20 protein-coding genes are annotated in these 18,769 nt (G+C 58.4%); 11 read left to right on the forward strand and 9 right to left on the reverse strand.

The annotated features are described in order from the left end of the window. Window positions 1-24: 24 nt before the first annotated feature. The 7 genes from K2U94_RS01475 to hslV form a co-directional block, all read right to left on the reverse strand. Entirely contained in the window at window positions 25-855 is an 831-nt protein-coding gene (locus tag K2U94_RS01475) for a lysophospholipid acyltransferase family protein (protein WP_272884832.1), read from the reverse strand. A 57-nt stretch (window positions 856-912) separates the two neighbouring features. Then, the gene (locus tag K2U94_RS01480; protein WP_243065519.1) at window positions 913-1,398 is read right to left on the reverse strand and encodes a GNAT family N-acetyltransferase; all 486 of its coding nucleotides are present in this window, start codon (window positions 1,396-1,398) and stop codon (window positions 913-915) included. After that, a complete protein-coding gene (gene tsaB, locus K2U94_RS01485; protein WP_243065520.1) occupies window positions 1,395-2,084 on the reverse strand; it encodes a tRNA (adenosine(37)-N6)-threonylcarbamoyltransferase complex dimerization subunit type 1 TsaB in 690 nt (229 codons plus the stop codon). The genes K2U94_RS01480 and tsaB overlap by 4 nt, the downstream gene beginning before the upstream one ends. 43 nt (window positions 2,085-2,127) lie before the next feature. Continuing rightward, window positions 2,128-2,685 carry a NifU family protein gene (locus tag K2U94_RS01490; RefSeq protein ID WP_243065521.1) on the reverse strand — a complete coding sequence of 186 codons (558 nt, stop codon included), beginning with the start codon at window positions 2,683-2,685 and terminating at the stop codon, window positions 2,128-2,130. A 101-nt stretch (window positions 2,686-2,786) separates the two neighbouring features. Next, the gene (gene trpS / locus K2U94_RS01495; protein ID WP_243065522.1) at window positions 2,787-3,821 is read right to left on the reverse strand and encodes a tryptophan--tRNA ligase; all 1,035 of its coding nucleotides are present in this window, start codon (window positions 3,819-3,821) and stop codon (window positions 2,787-2,789) included. A gap of 492 nt (window positions 3,822-4,313) precedes the next feature. After that, on the reverse strand, window positions 4,314-5,615 hold the full coding sequence (hslU, locus tag K2U94_RS01500) for an ATP-dependent protease ATPase subunit HslU (RefSeq protein WP_243065523.1): 1,302 nt from the start codon (window positions 5,613-5,615) through the stop codon (window positions 4,314-4,316). A gap of 34 nt (window positions 5,616-5,649) precedes the next feature. Further along, on the reverse strand, window positions 5,650-6,219 hold the full coding sequence (gene hslV, locus K2U94_RS01505; RefSeq protein WP_272884833.1) for an ATP-dependent protease subunit HslV: 570 nt from the start codon (window positions 6,217-6,219) through the stop codon (window positions 5,650-5,652). 242 nt (window positions 6,220-6,461) lie between these two features. Between hslV and hisB the strand changes: the two genes are divergently transcribed. Genes hisB through coaA form a run of 7 tightly spaced genes read left to right on the forward strand, consistent with a single transcriptional unit; the run spans window position 6,462 to window position 11,099 of the window. Then, the gene (hisB, locus tag K2U94_RS01510) at window positions 6,462-7,052 is read left to right on the forward strand and encodes an imidazoleglycerol-phosphate dehydratase HisB (protein ID WP_243065524.1); all 591 of its coding nucleotides are present in this window, start codon (window positions 6,462-6,464) and stop codon (window positions 7,050-7,052) included. 19 nt (window positions 7,053-7,071) lie between these two features. After that, window positions 7,072-7,572 carry a DUF2628 domain-containing protein gene (locus K2U94_RS01515; protein ID WP_243065525.1) on the forward strand — a complete coding sequence of 167 codons (501 nt, stop codon included), beginning with the start codon at window positions 7,072-7,074 and terminating at the stop codon, window positions 7,570-7,572. Next, on the forward strand, window positions 7,569-8,219 hold the full coding sequence (gene hisH / locus K2U94_RS01520) for an imidazole glycerol phosphate synthase subunit HisH (RefSeq protein WP_243065526.1): 651 nt from the start codon (window positions 7,569-7,571) through the stop codon (window positions 8,217-8,219). Before K2U94_RS01515 ends, hisH begins: the two co-directional genes overlap by 4 nt. Then, window positions 8,207-8,956: a 1-(5-phosphoribosyl)-5-[(5-phosphoribosylamino)methylideneamino]imidazole-4-carboxamide isomerase gene (gene hisA / locus K2U94_RS01525; RefSeq protein ID WP_243065527.1), complete on the forward strand. Its 750-nt coding sequence runs from the start codon at window positions 8,207-8,209 to the stop codon at window positions 8,954-8,956. The genes hisH and hisA overlap by 13 nt, the downstream gene beginning before the upstream one ends. A gap of 14 nt (window positions 8,957-8,970) precedes the next feature. Beyond that, on the forward strand, window positions 8,971-9,762 hold the full coding sequence (hisF, locus tag K2U94_RS01530; RefSeq protein WP_243065528.1) for an imidazole glycerol phosphate synthase subunit HisF: 792 nt from the start codon (window positions 8,971-8,973) through the stop codon (window positions 9,760-9,762). Next, window positions 9,759-10,082: a phosphoribosyl-ATP diphosphatase gene (locus K2U94_RS01535; protein WP_243065529.1), complete on the forward strand. Its 324-nt coding sequence runs from the start codon at window positions 9,759-9,761 to the stop codon at window positions 10,080-10,082. Before hisF ends, K2U94_RS01535 begins: the two co-directional genes overlap by 4 nt. Before the next feature lie 27 nt (window positions 10,083-10,109). After that, window positions 10,110-11,099, forward strand: a complete 990-nt coding sequence (coaA, locus tag K2U94_RS01540) for a type I pantothenate kinase (protein ID WP_243065530.1) — start codon at window positions 10,110-10,112, stop codon at window positions 11,097-11,099. 6 nt (window positions 11,100-11,105) lie between these two features. Here coaA and K2U94_RS01545 read toward each other — a convergent pair whose 3' ends face one another. Both K2U94_RS01545 and K2U94_RS01550 read right to left on the reverse strand, forming a co-directional pair. Continuing rightward, complete coding sequence (locus K2U94_RS01545; protein ID WP_243068779.1) at window positions 11,106-11,441, reverse strand: DUF2794 domain-containing protein; 336 nt, start codon at window positions 11,439-11,441, stop codon at window positions 11,106-11,108. Between the two features lie 141 nt (window positions 11,442-11,582). Next, on the reverse strand, window positions 11,583-11,846 hold the full coding sequence (locus K2U94_RS01550; RefSeq protein WP_243065531.1) for a hypothetical protein: 264 nt from the start codon (window positions 11,844-11,846) through the stop codon (window positions 11,583-11,585). Between the two features lie 98 nt (window positions 11,847-11,944). Between K2U94_RS01550 and htpG the strand changes: the two genes are divergently transcribed. From htpG to clpB, 4 genes are all read left to right on the forward strand, one after another. Next, entirely contained in the window at window positions 11,945-13,762 is a 1,818-nt protein-coding gene (gene htpG / locus K2U94_RS01555; protein ID WP_336606175.1) for a molecular chaperone HtpG, read from the forward strand. Next, a complete protein-coding gene (prmC, locus tag K2U94_RS01560; protein WP_243068780.1) occupies window positions 13,759-14,646 on the forward strand; it encodes a peptide chain release factor N(5)-glutamine methyltransferase in 888 nt (295 codons plus the stop codon). Before htpG ends, prmC begins: the two co-directional genes overlap by 4 nt. A gap of 373 nt (window positions 14,647-15,019) precedes the next feature. Further along, window positions 15,020-15,940, forward strand: coding sequence for a DUF4167 domain-containing protein (locus K2U94_RS01565; protein WP_243065533.1), 921 nt, complete (start codon window positions 15,020-15,022; stop codon window positions 15,938-15,940). A 192-nt stretch (window positions 15,941-16,132) separates the two neighbouring features. Further along, window positions 16,133-18,754, forward strand: a complete 2,622-nt coding sequence (gene clpB, locus K2U94_RS01570; RefSeq protein ID WP_243065534.1) for an ATP-dependent chaperone ClpB — start codon at window positions 16,133-16,135, stop codon at window positions 18,752-18,754. The last annotated feature ends 15 nt before the right edge of the window (window positions 18,755-18,769 follow it).

Consider the following 18,769-nt stretch of genomic DNA (forward strand, 5'->3'; position numbering starts at 1 on the left):
GATCGACGCATTTACCCGTTGATCCTACCCGGTTCCACCCGAAATTTCCTGCATTTTATCACCGCCTCCCAGCGCCGCGATTTCGCCACCGGTTAACGCGCGCACCGCCTGTTCCGTTTCGTAGGCCACGACTTTTCGGTCGCTGTCCGCATTGAACGAAATCGCGCCGCCAAAGCGCACGACGCAATCGATCGGCGCGCTCTTGAGCAACAACCAGATGTGAGGCGCCAAATCCGCGTCGCCAAACCACGCCAACGCCCGGCGGCCGTTGGCGTCGAGCTTGCGCCCGCGCGCATGGGTGTAAACGATCGCAGCGGGCTGGACCGTGATCTCGGCGAGGTCAGGGGAAAGACGCAGCGCGTCGCGCGCGGCGGCAAAATGGGACGGTTTGAAATTCAAAACGCCCGCGCCGTCGCTCGAGGTTCCTTCCCCGAACAGCAAAATATCCTCTCCGCCGATCATTTTTCGCGCCAAGGCTGCGTTCACTCGGGGAACGTCGGCGCGGCTTTCCCTGCGAACGAAAATAGTGTCCTGCACGCGCGCGAAGGCGCCCAGGACCGGCCAATCCGCGACCTCGCTCTTCGCGACAAAACAGGGTGTTTCGCGGCTGGCAAGAACGAGAATGTCGCTCCATGAAACATGATTGGCAACGATCATGCGAGGTTTCGGCCCTAAATTCTCACCTTCGAAACGGACCCGAAGGCCAAGCAGCGTGCAGACGGTCTGGGAAAAAAAAACCGGAATTTTTCGAGACAAGGCCCAGCCCCGACGGCGCGCCAGGGTTTGAATTGGCACGCCGATCCCGTAGAACCCGCAAAGGACAAGAATCAACAAAATCGCGCGGAAATAGGGCATTTGCGCCCGTTAAGGAGTTGTCACGACATATTTATGACGAGGCTGACGGCCGCAACGTCAATTTAAACTACGACGCATAATCAAAGCATCGCTCCGCTTTCCCTGATTTTTCGCATAATATCCCTTTCTTGTTCCCTCAACCGAAAAGCTGAAGCGCCGATAAAGCTTAAGAGCTGGCGCATTCGCCTCATCGACTTCGAGAAAAAGATTTCTGACGCCAAAGGCCGCCAGCCGCGCGATATGAGACGTCAAAAGCTTCAACCCGTAGCCATGCCGTCGAGCCGCGGCCGCAACCACAATCGTCAACACTTCAGCCTCGTCCGCCGCTCGACGCGACAGGATAAATCCGAGAAGACCAGATTTATCGTCAACGCCATCGCCCACACAGGCGGGATCGTTCAACAGCGCCTCAAAATCCATGATCGACCATGGATGCGCAAAACTCATCTGGTGCAAACGGGAACATTCCATGGCGTCCGAGACGCGGAGGGTGCGCGGAATGGCGGCAAAAGGGGTCGCACGGAGGAAAAACGGAGCCATCATGAGGTTACACGCGGCAGGGAGCGCTGGACAGTCGGTTGCGCATCGGCGGCCTTGAGGTAAATCGGCCGCGCGGGCGCGTTTTCCGGCGCAGCCGCAAGCCCCAGCCGCGCCACAGCCATAATGTCAGGCGCGGGAGAGCCATTCAAGATGGCGATGTCTCCACCGAAAGCCGCCGCTTCTTCCCGTAAAAGATAAGCGCCCGATCCCGCCGCGCGCACGCGGCTGCCGCTCAGAAGCCGGCAGGCTTCCCTCAAAGGCAGGATTCGCGGCGAAGCAAGAACACGACCGGCTGGGCCATAAGCCGAAAAGAAGACGTTGCCATGCCGCGCGTCGATGGCTGTCGCCACGATGCCGTCAGATTCCCGATCCAGAAGCGGCGCCGCGAAAGCGGCGAGCGTCGAAACGCCGACCGTCTCGACCCCGCAGGCCAGCGCGATGCCGCGCGCGGCCGCGACGCCAATTCGGATTCCTGTAAAAGAACCGGGCCCGACGGTCACCGCGACGCGTCCGATCGACGAAAATCCTCCCCCGACCTTCGCCATGACCCGTTCGATCATGGGCAAAAGCGCTTCCGCATGACCCTTTTCAACCGGGATCGATTCGATTGCGACCGGTTCGCGGGCGCCATCGTCAAGGACGCAAACAGAAACTGCAGGCAAAGCCGTGTCGATCGCGAGTATGCGCATTAGGTCGGCGTTTCGCTCCCTGTCGAACGGCTCGCGAGTGGCTTTACACCTGCTCGACCAATTTGACCTCTGCTATGAAATGACAGAGCAGGTTCTGGACGCCGCGCTTGAGGGTCGCCGTCGATGAGGGGCAGCCCGAACACGCGCCTTTCATATGAAGATACACGGTCCCGTCTTTGAAGCCCCGAAACACGATGTCGCCGCCGTCGGCCGCGACGGTCGGCCGGACGCGGGTCTCCAGCAATTCCTTGATTTGAGACACTGTTTCCGCGTGTTCCGGAGCGAAAAACTCGTCTGGCGAGGAATCGGCCTCCCCGGCGCCCGGGGTAAGAATTGGCTCCCCCGACATGAAATGTTCCATAATGGCGCCGAGAATGGCGGGCTTGAGTTGCGGCCAATCTCCCGAAGATTTCGTGACCGATATGAAATCCGGTCCGAAAAATACGCCGCCGACGCCGTCTATCGCAAAAATCGCGCTCGCCAGCGGAGACGCCTTCGCATCACGCGCGCTCGGAAAATCCCTCGATCCATTGAGAACGGGCCCGCCGGGAAGGAATTTCAACGTCGCTGGATTAGGCGTCGATTCAGTCTGAATGAACATTCATGCCTCCAATATCGTCCGGTTCAAGGCCGGAGATGGTTCTGGCTGGAAGATAGGCGTTTCACCAGAGGATAGCAAAGGGCAGACCAATCGGGCGCGGCTCAACGAATAAAGCCGACGATATCCTTGACCTGACACATATTCGGTTCGGCGATTTCTCGCGCACGCCGCGAACCCTCCCGAAGAAGGCTGTCGATATAGGCCGGATCCGCCTCCAGCCGGCGCATTTCAGCCCCGATTGGTCCCAGTCGCTCGACGGCAAGATCGACCAACGCCTGCTTGAAAGTGGAAAACTGAGAGCCGCCAAATTGCTGGAGGACGGCGTCCGGAGTCGAATCGCTCAACGCCGCGAAAATCCCAACCAGGTTTTCGGCCTCGGGTCGACCGCCCAAGCCGTCTTTGGCGAGCGGCAATGGCTCGGGATCGGTTTTCGCTTTGCGCACCTTCTGCGCGATGGCGTCTGCATCGTCGGATAGATTGATCCGCGAAAATTCCGAAGGATCGGATTTGGACATTTTTTTCGTGCCGTCGCGAAGGCTCATCACCCGCGCCGCAGGGCCCTGAATAAGCGGTTCGGGCAGCGGAAAGAAACCGCCCTGATGCCCATTCGCCGCAATAGAATCGGCGAAGTCATTGTTGAACTTCTGAGCGACGTCACGGGCGAGTTCAATGTGCTGCTTTTGGTCTTCTCCGACCGGAACGTGCGTCGCCTTGTAGAGGAGGATGTCAGCCGCCATCAGGGCGGGATAAGCGAAAAGCCCTATCGACGCGTTTTCGCGATCCTTGCCCGCTTTCTCCTTGAACTGGGTCATGCGGTTAAGCCACCCCATGCGCGCGACGCAGTTGAAAATCCAGGCGAGTTCCGCATGTTCCGCCACCTGGCTCTGATTGAAAATGATGTTTTTCGCCGGATCGACCCCCGACGCGATGTAAGCGGCGGCGATTCTGCGAATCGCCTGACGCAATTCCTTAGGATCCTGCGGCACGGTGATCGCGTGGAGATCGACCACGCAGAACAAACATTCGTGCGTTTTTTGCAGGGCGACGAATTTGACGATGGCGCCCAGATAATTGCCAAGGTGCAGATTTCCGGTCGGCTGAATTCCGGAAAAGACGCGTTCGGGAAATGAAGTCATTGGTCGCTGCGCAGTGGAGGATTGAGCGTCTTATGACGTCGCTCGAATTCCGTGGCAAGGGCGGTCGCGGCGGAAGTGCGGTCCGGGGACCACCTCTTGTCCCGCCGGAATGGCCAATGTTCAAGTTGACAGCCTTGCCCAATCACCGTCGACCAAGGCCCGGCGTCAGTTCACGAACCCGCCGAGCATCCTGATCAACTTCCCGTCCACCGTTTTGACCATCCCGCCAACAAGAATAACATCGTCGATCGATTCTGCCTTCGCATGAATAACACCACTAAGGAGCAACTTAACCAAAATATTAACAGAAAGCCGGTGTTTCTCATCGATCCTCCACATTCTGGCCGATCGGTTTGCCGTTATATAGTCATGGAAAGTTGCGCGTTGAACTGCGCCGCTTGCAATTCCCCTAAAACTTCGCGCGACTGATTAACGCACTTTCAGCACGGTTTTTCTCGGTTTTTCGACAATAGGACAAACCGTAAGGCTTTATCACAATACAAAGCGACTCAAATCGACATTGCGTGACAGTTCCCCGACTCGCTCCTCAACATAGGCTCCATCGACCGTCACAACCTGGCCTGAATGGTCGGCCGCGGCAAAGCTGACGTCGTCAAGCACCCGTTCCATGACCGTCTGCAAACGTCTGGCGCCGATGTTTTCGACGCTCGAATTGACGTGAACCGCCACGCGCGCCAGCGCTTCAATGGCGTCCGCTGTAAACGCCAAGCTTATGCCCTCTGTGGCAAGCAATGCAGAATATTGCTTTGTCAAACTTGCTTCAGGCTGGGTCAGTATCCGTTTGAAGTCCTCTTCGTCGAGCGAAGACAATTCGACACGTATCGGCAAGCGGCCTTGCAACTCGGGGAGAAGATCGGATGGCTTGGCGACATGAAATGCGCCGGACGCAATGAAGAGGATGTGATCCGTTTTGATGGCGCCATGCTTGGTGGCCACCGTCGTACCCTCGATCAAGGGCAGGAGATCGCGTTGAACGCCCTCGCGCGAAACATCGCCGCTGCGGCCGTCCCGGGCGCAAATCTTGTCGATTTCATCGAGAAAAACGATTCCATTATTTTCGACTTCACGAATCGCCAGACGCACGATCTCGTCCTGATCGAGCAGTTTCTCGCTTTCTTCCGCTTGCAAAGGGGCATAGGCGTCTTTGACTTGCAAGCGTTGCTGCTTCGAACGATTCGCCTTCCCGAATATATCCCCTAATGATATCGCGCCAACGGACGCGCCGGGCATATTGGGGAGCTCGAACATCGGCAGCGAGGACGATGAGGTCGAAGCAATTTCAATTTCGATTTCCTTGTCTTCCAGCTCCCCCGCACGCAACTTGCGGCGGAAGGAGTCGCGGGTCGCCGCGCTGGCGTTAGCCCCGACCAGGGCGGTGACGATCCGCTCCTCAGCCGCCAGTTGCGCGCGCGCCGCGACGTCCTTCCGTTTCGTCTCCTTGACCAGTGAAATTCCGATTTCCACGAGATCGCGGATGATTTGTTCGACGTCCCGGCCGACATAGCCGACTTCGGTGAACTTCGTCGCCTCAACCTTGAGAAAGGGCGCATTGGCCAGACGCGCGAGACGCCGGGCGATCTCGGTCTTGCCGCAGCCAGTCGGTCCAATCATCAAAATATTCTTAGGCAGAACTTCCTCGCGCATCGCTCCTTCGAGACGCAATCGCCGCCAACGATTGCGCAGCGCAATCGCGACGGCTCGCTTGGCGTCCTTCTGGCCGATGATAAAGCGATCAAGCTCGGAAACGATTTCGCGCGGAGAGAGGTCGGTCATTGCTCAGGGCCCGGAATCTTTGCTCGGCTTGCAGCTAGAGCGAATCGATGGTTTCGACGACGATATTCGAATTGGTGTACACGCAGATTTCCGCGGCGATGTGCAAGGACCGGCGCGCGATGGTTTCGGCGTCCATCTCCGTGTCGATAAGAGCGCGGCCAGCCGCCAGGGCGTAATTGCCGCCCGAGCCGATCCCCATGACCACGCCGTCCGACGCCGCCTCGGGCTCCAAAACGTCGCCGTTGCCCGTAAGAACGAGCGCGGCGTTTTTGTCGGCAACCAGCATCATGGCTTCGAGGCGACGCAAGTAGCGGTCGGTGCGCCAGTCCTTGGCAAGTTCGACGCAGGCCCGCAGGAGCTGCCCCGAATGTTGCTCAAGCTTGGCCTCGAGACGCTCGCAGAGCGTGAAAGCGTCCGCCGTCGCGCCGGCAAAGCCGACGATGACCTGCCCCTTGCCGAGGCGCCGCACCTTGCGCGCGTTGCCCTTGATGATGGTCTGGCCCAGGCTCACCTGTCCGTCGCCGGCGATGACCGTCTTGTTGCCTTTGCGAACCAGTATGATTGTCGTGGCATGCATCGAAGGCGCGCCAGATTGGTCGGTCATGAGATAACCCGCAGGAAGCCGCCTCTTGCGACATGCAGTCCGCATCTATGGCGTGCGTCTGGCAATGACAAGTCTTTTGCTGTTAGAGTGGCGCGAACGACCGCCATTTGCTATGAGCCAATGCGCTCGTCAGCGCGACGCCACAGCCTGAAACGAATGATGCGCCGCGGATCGCAAGAACGATCAACGTGACGAGCTGACGCCGAGTAAATATGCCGCCTGGCAGCGGCGCGAGAAAGAAAATGACGCGACAAGCCGAAATCAAACGCACGACCAAAGAAACCGATATCTTTGTGAAAATTGCGATTGACGGCGCCGGCGTCAGCAAGATTTCGACAGGCATCGGCTTTTTCGATCATATGCTGGACCAGTTGGCGCGCCATTCTCTGATGGATATCGAGATCGTCGCGAAGGGCGACCTGCATATCGACCAGCATCACACGGTGGAAGACGTCGGGATCGCCCTGGGCCAGGCGCTGAAGCGCGCGGCGGGCGATCTTCGCGGAATAACGCGATATTCCGATGTTCATTTGCCCATGGACGAAACGCTGACCCGCGTCGCGGTAGACGTATCGGGCCGTCCTTTTCTGGTTTTTCGCACCGAAATCCCCCGGACGAAAATCGGGGAATTCGACACCGAACTCGTTCGCGAATTCTTTCAAGCATTCGCCCAACACGCCGCAATTGCGCTGCATATCGAGACGCTCTATGGCGTGAACAGCCATCATATAGTCGAAACCTGCTTCAAGGGCGTCGCCCGCGCCTTGGGGGACGCGTTGGCGATCGACCCACGACAAATGGAACGAATACCTTCCACGAAGGGAACGCTTTGACGTCGGGAGAAACGGCCCCATGAATCTCTATGAGGTTTTTCTCCCGAGGGCCGATTCGCCGGCCCACGCCCTGGAGCGAGCTGTTTTTGTGAAGCGCGGTTTCGATTGGGAGGCTTTCCTGCTGACCCCGATCTGGGCCATTCGCAGACATTTGTGGTTCGCATTCGGGCTTTGGACCGTCTGGATTGCTGTCGTGGCAGGCGCCGCCTTCGCATTCCGCATCAGCAGCGATACCACGCTTCTGCTTTATTTGATCGGCGCGTCGGCCTTCGGACTGGAAAACGATCTTTTGGAACAATCTCATCTCACGAAATCGGGCTTCGCGTTGCGATCTCTCGCTTTGGGCGCCTCCCGCGGCGACGCGGAAGTCGTCTATTTCAGCGGACTTACGGAGGATGCTTTAGCGTCCCCAACGCGACCGCCATCCGATACGCCGGGACACAAGAACATATCCAAGGCGCCGACGGTTGAAACGATGGATCTGTTGGGCCTTTTTCCGTCGGGAGAACCCAAGATTTGAATGTCGCAATCATCGATTACGGCTCCGGCAATCTCCATTCTGCAGCCAAAGCGTTTGAACGAGCCGCTCGAGAGAGCGGCATTGCGACCGCGGTCATCGTCACGGCAGATCCGGAAGCCGTCTCGCGAGCGGATCGCGTGGTGTTGCCTGGCGTCGGCGCCTTTCCGGACTGCCGGCAAGGTCTTCTCGCCATCGACGGAATGGTTGATGCGCTTGAAGCAGCCGTTCGCGACCGGGGAAAGCCTTTCCTCGGTATCTGTGTCGGAATGCAATTGTTGGCTGAACGAGGACTGGAACATCACGAAACGCCGGGGCTCGGGTGGATCAAAGGAACAGTCGGTCCCATCAAACCGAAAGATCCGCGTCTGAAAATCCCTCACATGGGCTGGAACAATCTCGAGCTACGTCAAAGGCACGCCGTGCTTGAGGGCGTTCCGACGGGAGAAAACGGCTTGAACGCTTATTTCGTTCATTCCTTTCATCTCATGGCTTCCGACGTCACGGATGTGATCGCCACGGTCGATTATGGCGAGGCGCTGACAGCGATCGTGGGGCGGGACACCATCGTGGGCGTGCAATTTCATCCCGAAAAGAGCCAGACAGTGGGTTTGCGGCTGATTTCCAATTTTCTGAGGTGGCGTCCGTGATCCTTTTTCCTGCGATTGATCTCAAAGGCGGCCAATGCGTCCGGCTGGTCCATGGCGACATGGCCCTCGCCACCGTTTTCAACGACGATCCCGCCGCTCAGGCCATCATTTTTGAACGACAAGGGTTCGAATATCTTCACGTCGTGGATCTGGACGGCGCCTTCGCGGGAAAGCCGATGAACGCGCTGGCGGTCGAGAAGGTCTTGGCCGCGCTGACGAAAATGCCCCTTCAACTTGGCGGCGGCATCCGCGACATGCGAACCATCGACGCGTGGCTCGGCAAAGGCGTCAATCGCATCATCATTGGCACCGCCGCAGTTCGCGATCCCGGTCTCGTTCGCGAGGCCGCGCGGCGCCATCCTGGCAAGATCGCCATTGGCGTTGACGCCCGCGACGGCATTGTCGCCGTCGAGGGTTGGGCGCGGTCGTCTCAGCTTACCGCGATTGAACTCGGCAAACGATTCGAAGACGCTGGCGTCGCGGCCATCATTTACACGGACATTGCGCGCGACGGCGTCCTGAAGGGGCTTAACATCGAAGCAACGCTCGCCTTGGCGAATGGTTTGGCCATTCCCGTAATCGCCTCGGGCGGCCTTGCGTCGATCGCGGACATTGAAAGGCTGTTGGAGCCGGACTGCGCCCGCCTCGCCGGCGCGATCACCGGCCGAGCCCTGTATGACGGCCGTCTCGATCCAGAACAAGCTCTGAAGCTGATCAAGTCGAAACGCGCCGCCTGACCAGGAGAATTCCTTTGCTCAAAACTCGTGTCATTCCCTGTCTCGACGTGAAAGACGGGCGGGTGGTCAAAGGCGTCAATTTCGTCAATTTGCGCGACGCCGGCGACCCGGTCGAATGCGCGATCGCCTATGACGCCGCGGGCGCGGACGAGCTTTGCTTCCTCGACATCACCGCGAGCCATGAAGAACGCAAGCTTCTTCTCGATGTCGTCAGAAGAACCGCCGAAGCCTGTTTCATGCCGCTGACCGTCGGCGGAGGCGTACGCTCGCTCGAAGACATCAGAAACCTGCTGCTCGCTGGAGCCGACAAAGCGTCAATCATGACCGCCGCCGTGCACGACAGAGACTTCGTCCGTCGCGGGGCGGAAAAATTCGGCAGCCAATGCATTGTCGTCGCAATCGACGCCAAAGCCATCGCCCCAGGACGATGGGAGATTTTCACCCATGGCGGACGCCGGCCGACGGGACTCGACGCCGTCGCCTACGCTCAGGAAGTTGTTGCGCTGGGAGCGGGAGAAATCCTATTGACCTCGATGGATCGCGACGGTGCGAAATCGGGCTTCGACATCGAACTGACGCGCGCCATATCCGACGCCGTATCCGTCCCCGTCATTGCTTCGGGCGGCGTGGGAACCCTCGAGCATCTCGTGGAAGGCGTACGCGACGGGCGCGCCAGCGCCGTGCTCGCGGCTTCAATCTTCCATTTCGGCGAATATACGATCGGGGAAGCAAAAGCCTTTATGGCGAAAGCCGGGCTCCCGATGCGTCTGGATCCGCCGGATATTCAAGGCGCAGAAACCCAATGACCGATGCCTTCACTCTTCACGATTTGGCTTCTTTGATCGCACGCCGCGCCGAATCCTCGGCGGATCAGTCCTATACGAAAAGCCTCCTCGATTCGGGCACCGCAAGAATCGCGAAAAAATTCGGCGAGGAGGCCGTCGAGGCGGTCATCGCCGCAGCGGAAAAAGATCAGGCGGCGCTGAAGCTGGAAGCCGCCGACGTTCTCTATCATCTATTGGTCTTGCTTCAAGACGGCGGCGTTCCATTGCAGGATGTGTTCGACGAACTCGCTTGGCGCACTCGACAATCGGGTCATCAAGAAAAAGCCTCCCGGAACCAGTAGGAGGCCTCGCGTGACCCGGAGGCGGCCTTGAACGAAAGCTTTGACCGAACCGCCGGCGATTTTGCCGGCAAAACGACCGGTCCGAACCTTTCGCCTTATCGCCATTTCACCAGAGACGAGTGGGCTCAATTACGCGCCGACACTCCCTTGACGCTCACGATCGATGACCTGAAACGATTGCAGTCGATCAACGATCCGATTTCCTTGGAAGAAGTGATCGCCATTTACCTTCCGCTTTCCAGATTGTTGGCGCTGTACGTCGCCGCTACCCAGGGTCTATTTAAAGCCACACAGCGCTTCCTTGGCGCAGACGATGGCAAGGTGCCCTATATCATTGGCGTCGCCGGATCGGTCGCAGTGGGCAAGTCAACCACGGCGCGCGTGCTTCAAGCCTTGTTGTCGCGTTGGCCCAACACGCCAAAGGTCGATCTGATCACGACCGACGGGTTCCTTTTGCCAAATGCGCAATTGGAGCACGAAAACCTCATGGATCGGAAGGGTTTTCCAGAGAGTTACGACACCAACGCCCTCCTGCGATTCCTCTCGGACGTCAAGGCCGGAAGGAGTCATATTGAAGCGCCGATCTACTCACACTTGACCTATGATGTTGTGCCAAACCAGACAGTCAGCGTCGACCGGCCAGACATTCTCATCGTCGAAGGCGTGAACGTCCTTCTGCCCAGCCGGCTGCCGCGCGACGGGAAGGAAACACCTTTCATCTCCGATTTTTTTGACTTTTCTGTTTATCTCGACGCTGACGAAGACCAATTGGAAAAATGGTACGTTTCCCGTTTCATGCGGCTACGCTCGACAGCATTCCGCGACCCTCGTTCCTATTTCAGGAAATTTGCAGATATTTCGGATATTGAGGCAGAAGAGACCGCGCGCAGCATTTGGAAGCGAATCAATCTTCGTAACTTGCACGACAATATCTTACCAACGCGCGCCCGTGCCAGCCTTGTCTTGACCAAAGGCTCAAGTCACCGCATCGAGGAAGTAGCGCTACGAAAGTTATGATTTGCTTTATATTGTCACAAAGGTCGGCTTTTTTTCTATGACGGCCAGCACTCGACGAAGCTCTGAGCCGCGCTTCAAGATCAGCCCGGTTTGAGCGACAATCGAATAAGCTCCTTGTTTTCGTGCTGATTTCGGCTCTTTGACAATGCGATAGTAAGCGGCTTCGCCGCTACGCCGGAAAATGGAAAAAATAGCACGCGACGTCGAAAAATCTAGAGCGTAATCTCGCCAAACACCCTGGGCGACCATACGTGCGTAAACGTCAAATATCGCCTGCAATTCGCGCCTGTCGAAACCAACGATCTCATGGGAAGGCTCGCCCGACGAGGGGGAGCGAAAAATATGGAAAGTCGGCTGATTTTCGCTCAAGTGAGCGCCTTTTCTTGAAACCTTAGGGTGCGATGATGATCTGTTTCTCGCGCGAGAGCAAGCTTCGAAAGCCCTGTTGCGCGTCTCGCACGGCCTCGCCTGTGGGCGACAAAATCACAATTCCGCCGCCGTCGCGCCTTTTGCCCGCTCTTTTACGAATACATCGTCGATCTTGTCCATGGCGCCGGTTCGGTCCCAGCCGCGTTGACGCAGCCCCCCAGCCAGAGCGGCGTCCGAACCAGTAACCAGCTTTGCGACATGAGCCGGCCGGCGACCTCCGGCCGGCTCGATTTTTTGCCGCTCCCGCCCCCAGTCGCCCTTGAAAGAGGACGGAACGCCCGCAATATAGCGGCGCGGCGGCAAACCCGTCCCAGTCAACCTTCCATGGATCAGATCAAAAAATGACGCAGGAATCCACGACGATGGAAAGCGAACGCCATGTCTTTCAGGCTGATGTAGCACGCCTCCTTCATTTGATGGTTCATTCGATCTATTCGGAGCGGGACATTTTTCTGCGCGAGTTGATTTCCAACGCCGCGGACGCATGCGAGAAACTTCGCTATGAGGCCAACAGCAATCCTTCTCTGCTTGGCGAGGGCGAATCCTTTGCAATCCGCGTCATCCTGAATGCGGAAAATGGAACGCTTGCGGTGGAGGACAATGGCGTGGGCATGGCCCGCGAGGACTTGACCACCGCCCTCGGCACGATCGCAAATTCCGGCACCCGTGTTTTCCTTGAAAAGATGACGGCGTCGGGAAAAGGCGCGGCCGAACTCATCGGCCAGTTTGGAATTGGCTTTTATTCCGCATTCATGGTCGCCGACCGGGTCGTCGTAGAGACCAGACGCGCCGGGGAAGACGTAGCTTGGCGCTGGAGCTCGGACGGCAAGGGCGAGTTCGAGATTTCCCCGCTCGCTCTGGAAGATGCGCCGCGTCACGGATCGCGTGTCGTCCTGCATCTGAATGAGGACTCAAAAGCCTATCTGGAGCCGGGCAGGGTCGAATCGATTATCGGCGAGCATTCAAGCGCCGTTGCTACGCCAATCGACCTGCTGGACACGCCGACAGCCGAGCCAAGGCGCCTCAGCGAAGGCGCGGCGCTTTGGACCAAGCCAAAGTCGGAGATCACGGAAGAACAATATCGAGAATTCTATCAAGAGCTTTCCGGCCAGTTCGATTCACCTGCCCTCACGGTTCATTGGCGCGCGGAAGGACGCGCGGAATATGCCGTGCTCGCTTTCGTACCCGGGTCGCGGCCCTTCGACCTGTTCGATCCGGCGCGCAAAGGGCGGACCAAGCTTTATTCGCGGCGTGTATTGATCTCACGCGACAGCGATCTCCTGCCGGGCTACCTCCGGTTTGTGCGTCTCGTGGTTGATTCGCCCGACCTGCCGTTGAACGTTTCACGCGAAATGGTCCAGGAGAGCCCGCTTTTCGCGGCGATCAAGAAGGGCGTCACAAACCGGCTGCTTCAAGAGCTTGGCAAGCTGGCCGAGATGGATCGCGAGAAGTTCCTGACGATCTGGAAGAATTTTGGCGCCGTAATCAAAGAAGGCCTCTATGAGGATCCGGAACGCCGCGACCCGTTGCTGAAAATGGCGCGTTTCGCGACAACCACCTCCCAGGACGGAACGCGGACACTCGCAGATTATGTTTCGGCATTACGACCGAACCAGACCGCAATCTATTATCTCGTCGGCGAAAACGCAGAGAGGATCGCGGCAAGTCCGCAACTGGAAGGTTTCCGCGCCAGAGGCATCGAAGTATTGCTGCTATCGGACCCGGTTGACGCATTCTGGGTCCAGACGGCTGCGGGCGTCGATGGCAAGCCATTCAAGTCGGCAACGCAAGGCGCCGCCGACATCAAAACGGTGGAACTGCTCGACGGCGCCAAGAAACCTGACGAGCCCGCGAGCGCATTCGCGGATTTGATCTCCCGCGCCAAGGAAACGCTCGCAACAGTCGTCGAAGACGTCCGAATATCCGACCGACTTTCCGAAAGCCTGGCCTGTCTTGTCGCGCCTGAATTCGGTCCGGACCTCAGATTGCAACAGATCTTGGCCGCCCACGGTCAGTCGGCTATGGACATGAAACCGGTTCTTGAAATCAATCCGGCCCACCCACTCGTCATTTCGCTTGAGACTTTGATGAAGCGCAGCGAATCGGAACTGTTTGAAGACGCGGTTTGGCTGATTTTCGACGAAGCGCGGCTGCTTGACGGCGCTCCCCCGAACGACGCTTCAGCCTTCGCGGCGCGTTTGACGCGAATCTTGAGCAAGGCGTTGGCAACCTGAAGCTCGCAAAATCCTTTCCGCTTTTCTCGGCGTCGGTCACTCTTGGGCAAGCCCGCGCGAGGGTCGCGGCCGTTCTTGCCGCCGCCGGCAAAGAGCCGGCGGCGCTTGAATCGCGTCTGCTCTTGGAAGACGCGACGGGTTTGACGTCGCTCGACTTTGTGATTCGCGCCGATGAGACGCTTGGCGATCCGCAGGCTGCGCGCCTGCTAATTTCATTGGAGCGACGTCTCCGGGACGAACCAATATCGCGGATTCTCGGTCACAATGACTTCTATGGTCTGGATTTGATCGTAACCCGCGACGTTTTGGACCCGAGGGCCGACACCGAAATGCTGGTCGATCGCGCATTGGCCTTTCTGCGCGAGCGGCGCCTTTCAAGACCAAAAATTCTCGACCTCGGAACAGGTTCCGGAGCGATTTTATGCGCTGTCCTCCACGCCACGCCGCAGGCTTTTGGACTGGGGGTCGATTTATCGCCGGCCGCGTGCGAAGTCGCCGCGAAAAACCTTGATCGGTGCGGTCTTGCCAGCCGATCGTCGATCATATGCGGCTGTTGGGCGGACGCGATCAGTGGATGCTTCGATCTCATCGTCGCCAATCCGCCCTATATAGCGCGCCCGGAAACGGCCGCACTTGCGCCGGAGGTCGTCAGACACGATCCCGCCCTCGCTCTTTTTGGCGGCGAGGACGGCCTCGATTGCTACAGACTATTGGCCCGCGATTTTGGCCGCTTGCTCGCGAAGGGCGGCGCAATCTTTCTCGAGATCGGCGCGCGGCAGGCGGCGAGCGTCGTCGAAATCCTATCGTCGGAAGGTTTTCGCGACGCCGCCGTTTTCAAAGATCACGGCGGCCGCGATCGTGTCGTGACGGTCAGGAATATCTGAAGTTCTCGCGCCCCTCTTTGGCTGCCTGTCAAAAGTTAGGGCTTGGCGCGCCCTCAAAAAAAGTCTAGTGTCCACGCGAGCAAAACTTCGTTGCCTTTTTCGATGTCGCGGCGCAGACGGGCGTTAGGCAGGTCCCGCGAGGCGGTTCGATAAGAGTCGCGCCAACTGCGGTTGAGAACCTGCGACGTGGGCAACGTGATGTGTTCGCTGACTCCCTGTACGGATCTGAAAGCGAGTTTGCGGAATTCGCGAACATGCCCAAAGAGACCAAGTCGCCGGAGCACTCGCGCTACGATGCCAGGCTAAAAGCTATGTTCGAAGAGGCGTCAGCGTAAACATTCTCGCAATAGTGGTGAATAATCAGGAATTATCAATGAGACCTGGTCAAAACAAGCGTATGCGTGGTCGGAACAATCGCAAGGGTCCAAATCCTTTGACAAGGGCCTATGAATCCAATGGTCCGGACGTCAAGATTCGAGGCACAGCCCAGCATATCGCCGAGAAATACCTTCAGCTTGCGCGCGATGCTCAATCGTCCGGCGATCCGGTCGTCGCGGAAAATTTTCTTCAGCATGCTGAGCATTATTTCCGTATTATCGCCGCGGCCCAAGCCGCCCAGCAGCAGGCCCACCTGGGCTTCAACCGTAGCGCCGAAGATTTTGAAGAGTTGGACGACGATGACGATTTCGTGGCTTTGCCGGATCGTTTCGCTTCGCCTTTCGAACGCTCCGCGCAGGCTCCCGTTTTGAATCAACCTCAACCCAATGTGGCGCCCTCGGGGTTTGGAGGTCAGCCGCAGCCTTTCTTTGAGCGTCCCGCTTTCGCGCCCGATCAGCAAGAACGGGTCCAGGATCGTCCCGAACGCGGAAATAGAGGAGAGCGGCGGTTCGGACCGCAGGGAGAGCGACCGCAGAACCACGGCCGCCAACGATTCCGCGAACAGCAAGGGCGTTTTGAGGCCGCACCGACCGCGCAAGAGCAACCGCGCATCGATTTCGAGCCCACCAATCCCGGCTTGCCTGCTTTCATTACATCGCCCACGCGCGCGCCTGCGATGGCGCCCGTTGCTTCGTCCGATGAAATTGCTCCCGCTTCAGCGCAACGCGAAATCGCCAGTGCGCCCGAACAGACGGAGACGGCGGCTCATTCGTCGGAAGCAGCGGCTCCCCAAAGCCAGAGCGAGTCGGATACGCGATTCCATTTGCGCCCGCGGCGGCGGCGGCGCCCGCGCGCTGAAAGCGATGGCGACGCGAACGACGGAACTCCCGTCGCCGAGGCGAATTCCGCCGAATAAGTTTCGTAATTTGAAATGATTGAAAGCGGCGGAAATTTTCGCCGCTTTTTTTGCTCGCTCTCCATGCTCGCTTCGCCTTGACCTTTTAACTTCGGCCGTCATGCCCATATTTGCGGGAGGCCGCCATTTCGGGCTGGATTGACGCGACTTTTTTGCCGTTCGGGAGAAGGTCGCGGGCTACGGAGGTTCAAAATGAATATTGAAAAGCTGACCGAGCGCGCGAAAGGCTTCGTTCAATCGGCTCAGTCGCTGGCGCTTCGCGAGGGGCACCAGCAGTTCACGCCGCTCCATGTTCTCAAGGTTCTGCTCGACGATGAACAGGGTCTGTCGGCCGGACTGATCGACAAAAGCGACGGACGGTCTCGTGAGGCGCTGCGCGAGTGCGAGCTTGCTTTGGCGAAATTGCCGCGCGTCGAGGGTTCGGGCGCAGGCCAATTATATATGGCCCCGGCCACCGCAAGACTGTTCGATAACGCCGAAAAGATCGCGCAAAAGGCCGGCGATTCCTTCGTCACGGTCGAGCGGTTGCTACTTGCTCTTGCGATGGACGCCAGCAGCGACGCCGGAAAAATTCTTTCGGCCGCCGGCGTCACGCCTCAGGGCCTGAATCGCGCCATAGAGGATCTGCGCAAGGGCCGCACTGCCGATTCCGCCTCGGCGGAAAACGCATATGATGCGCTGAAGAAATATGCGCGCGATCTGACCGAAGCGGCGCGTGAAGGAAAATTGGACCCGGTTATCGGCCGCGACGAAGAAATCCGGCGTGCGATCCAGGTTCTTTCCCGTCGTACGAAAAACAACCCGGTTTTGATCGGCGAACCTGGCGTCGGCAAGACAGCGATCGTCGAAGGGTTGGCCTTGCGCATCGTGAACGGCGATGTTCCGGAGAGCCTCCGCGACAAGCGCCTTCTCGCCCTCGACATGGGCGCGTTGATCGCTGGCGCAAAATACCGCGGCGAGTTCGAAGAGCGTTTGAAAGCCGTTCTGAACGAAGTCACCTCAGCTGCGGGCGGCATCATCCTGTTCATCGACGAAATGCACACCCTCGTCGGAGCCGGCAAGGCCGACGGCGCCATGGACGCGTCGAATCTGTTGAAGCCGGCGCTGGCTCGAGGCGAGTTGCATTGCGTCGGGGCGACCACGCTCGACGAATACCGTAAACATGTGGAAAAGGACGCCGCCCTCGCCCGCCGCTTCCAACCTGTCTTCGTGAGCGAACCGACGGTCGAGGACACGATATCGATTCTCCGCGGCCTGAAGGAAAAATATGAATTACACCATGGCGTGAGGGTGAGCGACGCGGCGCTGGTCGCCGCTGCGACCTTATCAAACAGGTATATCTCCGACCGTTTCCTGCCCGACAAGGCGATAGACCTGGTCGATGAAGCGGCGTCACGGTTGCGCATGCAGGTCGATTCGAAGCCTGAGGAACTCGATGAGTTCGACCGTCGAATCGTTCAGCTCAAGATCGAGCAGGAAGCCCTCAAGAAGGAGTCCGATCAGGCGTCGAAAGACCGCCTGAGCCGGCTCGAGGGCGAACTCGCCGAATTGACCGAAAAATCAGCCGAATTGACCACGCGCTGGCGGGCCGAGAAAGACAAGCTGGGCGCGGCGCAAAAGCTGAAAGAACAGTTGGAGTCCGCGAGGAATGACCTGATCATCGCGCAACGAAATGGCGATTACGCAGAGGCCGGCCGGCTGACCTACGGCATGATTCCGGAGCTTGAGGGCAAATTGGCCGATACGGAAGCCAAATCCGGCGAGGTTTTGGTGGATGAGGCGGTTACACCCGACCATATCGCTCAGGTCGTGTCCCGCTGGACCGGTGTGCCCGTGGACAAGATGCTGGAAGGTGAACGCGCCAAACTTCTGAAGATGGAAGAAGAATTGGCGCGGCGTGTCGTTGGCCAGCGCGAAGCGGTCGCCGCAGTTTCGACAGCGGTTCGGCGTGCGCGCGCCGGATTGCAGGACCCCAATCGACCGATCGGATCCTTCATGTTCCTTGGCCCGACCGGCGTCGGCAAAACGGAATTAACCAAGGCTCTGGCGGCTTTCCTGTTCGACGATGAATCGGCGCTGATTCGGATCGACATGTCGGAATATATGGAAAAACATTCTGTGGCGCGTTTGATTGGCGCGCCTCCTGGGTATGTCGGTTACGAGGAAGGCGGCGCGTTGACGGAAGCGGTTCGCCGTCGGCCCTATCAGGTTGTGCTGTTCGACGAAATCGAGAAGGCGCATCCGGATGTCTTTAACATTTTGCTTCAGGTTTTGGACGATGGACGCCTCACGGACGGCCAGGGCAGAACGGTCGACTTCCGAAACGTCGTCATCATCATGACGTCCAATCTCGGGTCGGAATTCCTCGTCATGCAGAACGAGGGCGAAGATTCCTCGGCCGTTCACAGCGAAGTCATGCAGGTTGTACGCGCTCATTTCCGGCCCGAATTCCTGAACCGGATCGATGAAATCATCCTTTTCCACCGTCTGCGCAGGCAGGATATGGGCGCGATCGTCGATATCCAGTTCAAGCGGCTTAACCGCTTGCTAGAGGATCGAAAGGTCGTCCTGCTCCTGACCGACGCCGGGCGCGATTGGCTCGCCAACAAGGGCTATGATCCCGCCTATGGCGCGCGCCCTCTGAAGCGCGTCATTCAAAAGAACGTGCAAGACCCTATGGCCGATATGATGCTTTCCGGCAAAATCGGGGACGGTCAGACTGTCGCAATTTCTGCCACGGGCGGCGAATTGACGCTCGACGGAAAGTCCGTTTCGAAGATCGAAGGCGAGGCGCCTCCCGCGCGTCTGAACTGATCGACAATGGGCGGC

Origin of the sequence: Candidatus Rhodoblastus alkanivorans (assembly GCF_022760755.1) — a bacterium.
In the GTDB taxonomy this organism is placed as follows: Bacteria; Pseudomonadota; Alphaproteobacteria; order Rhizobiales; family Beijerinckiaceae; genus Rhodoblastus; species Rhodoblastus alkanivorans.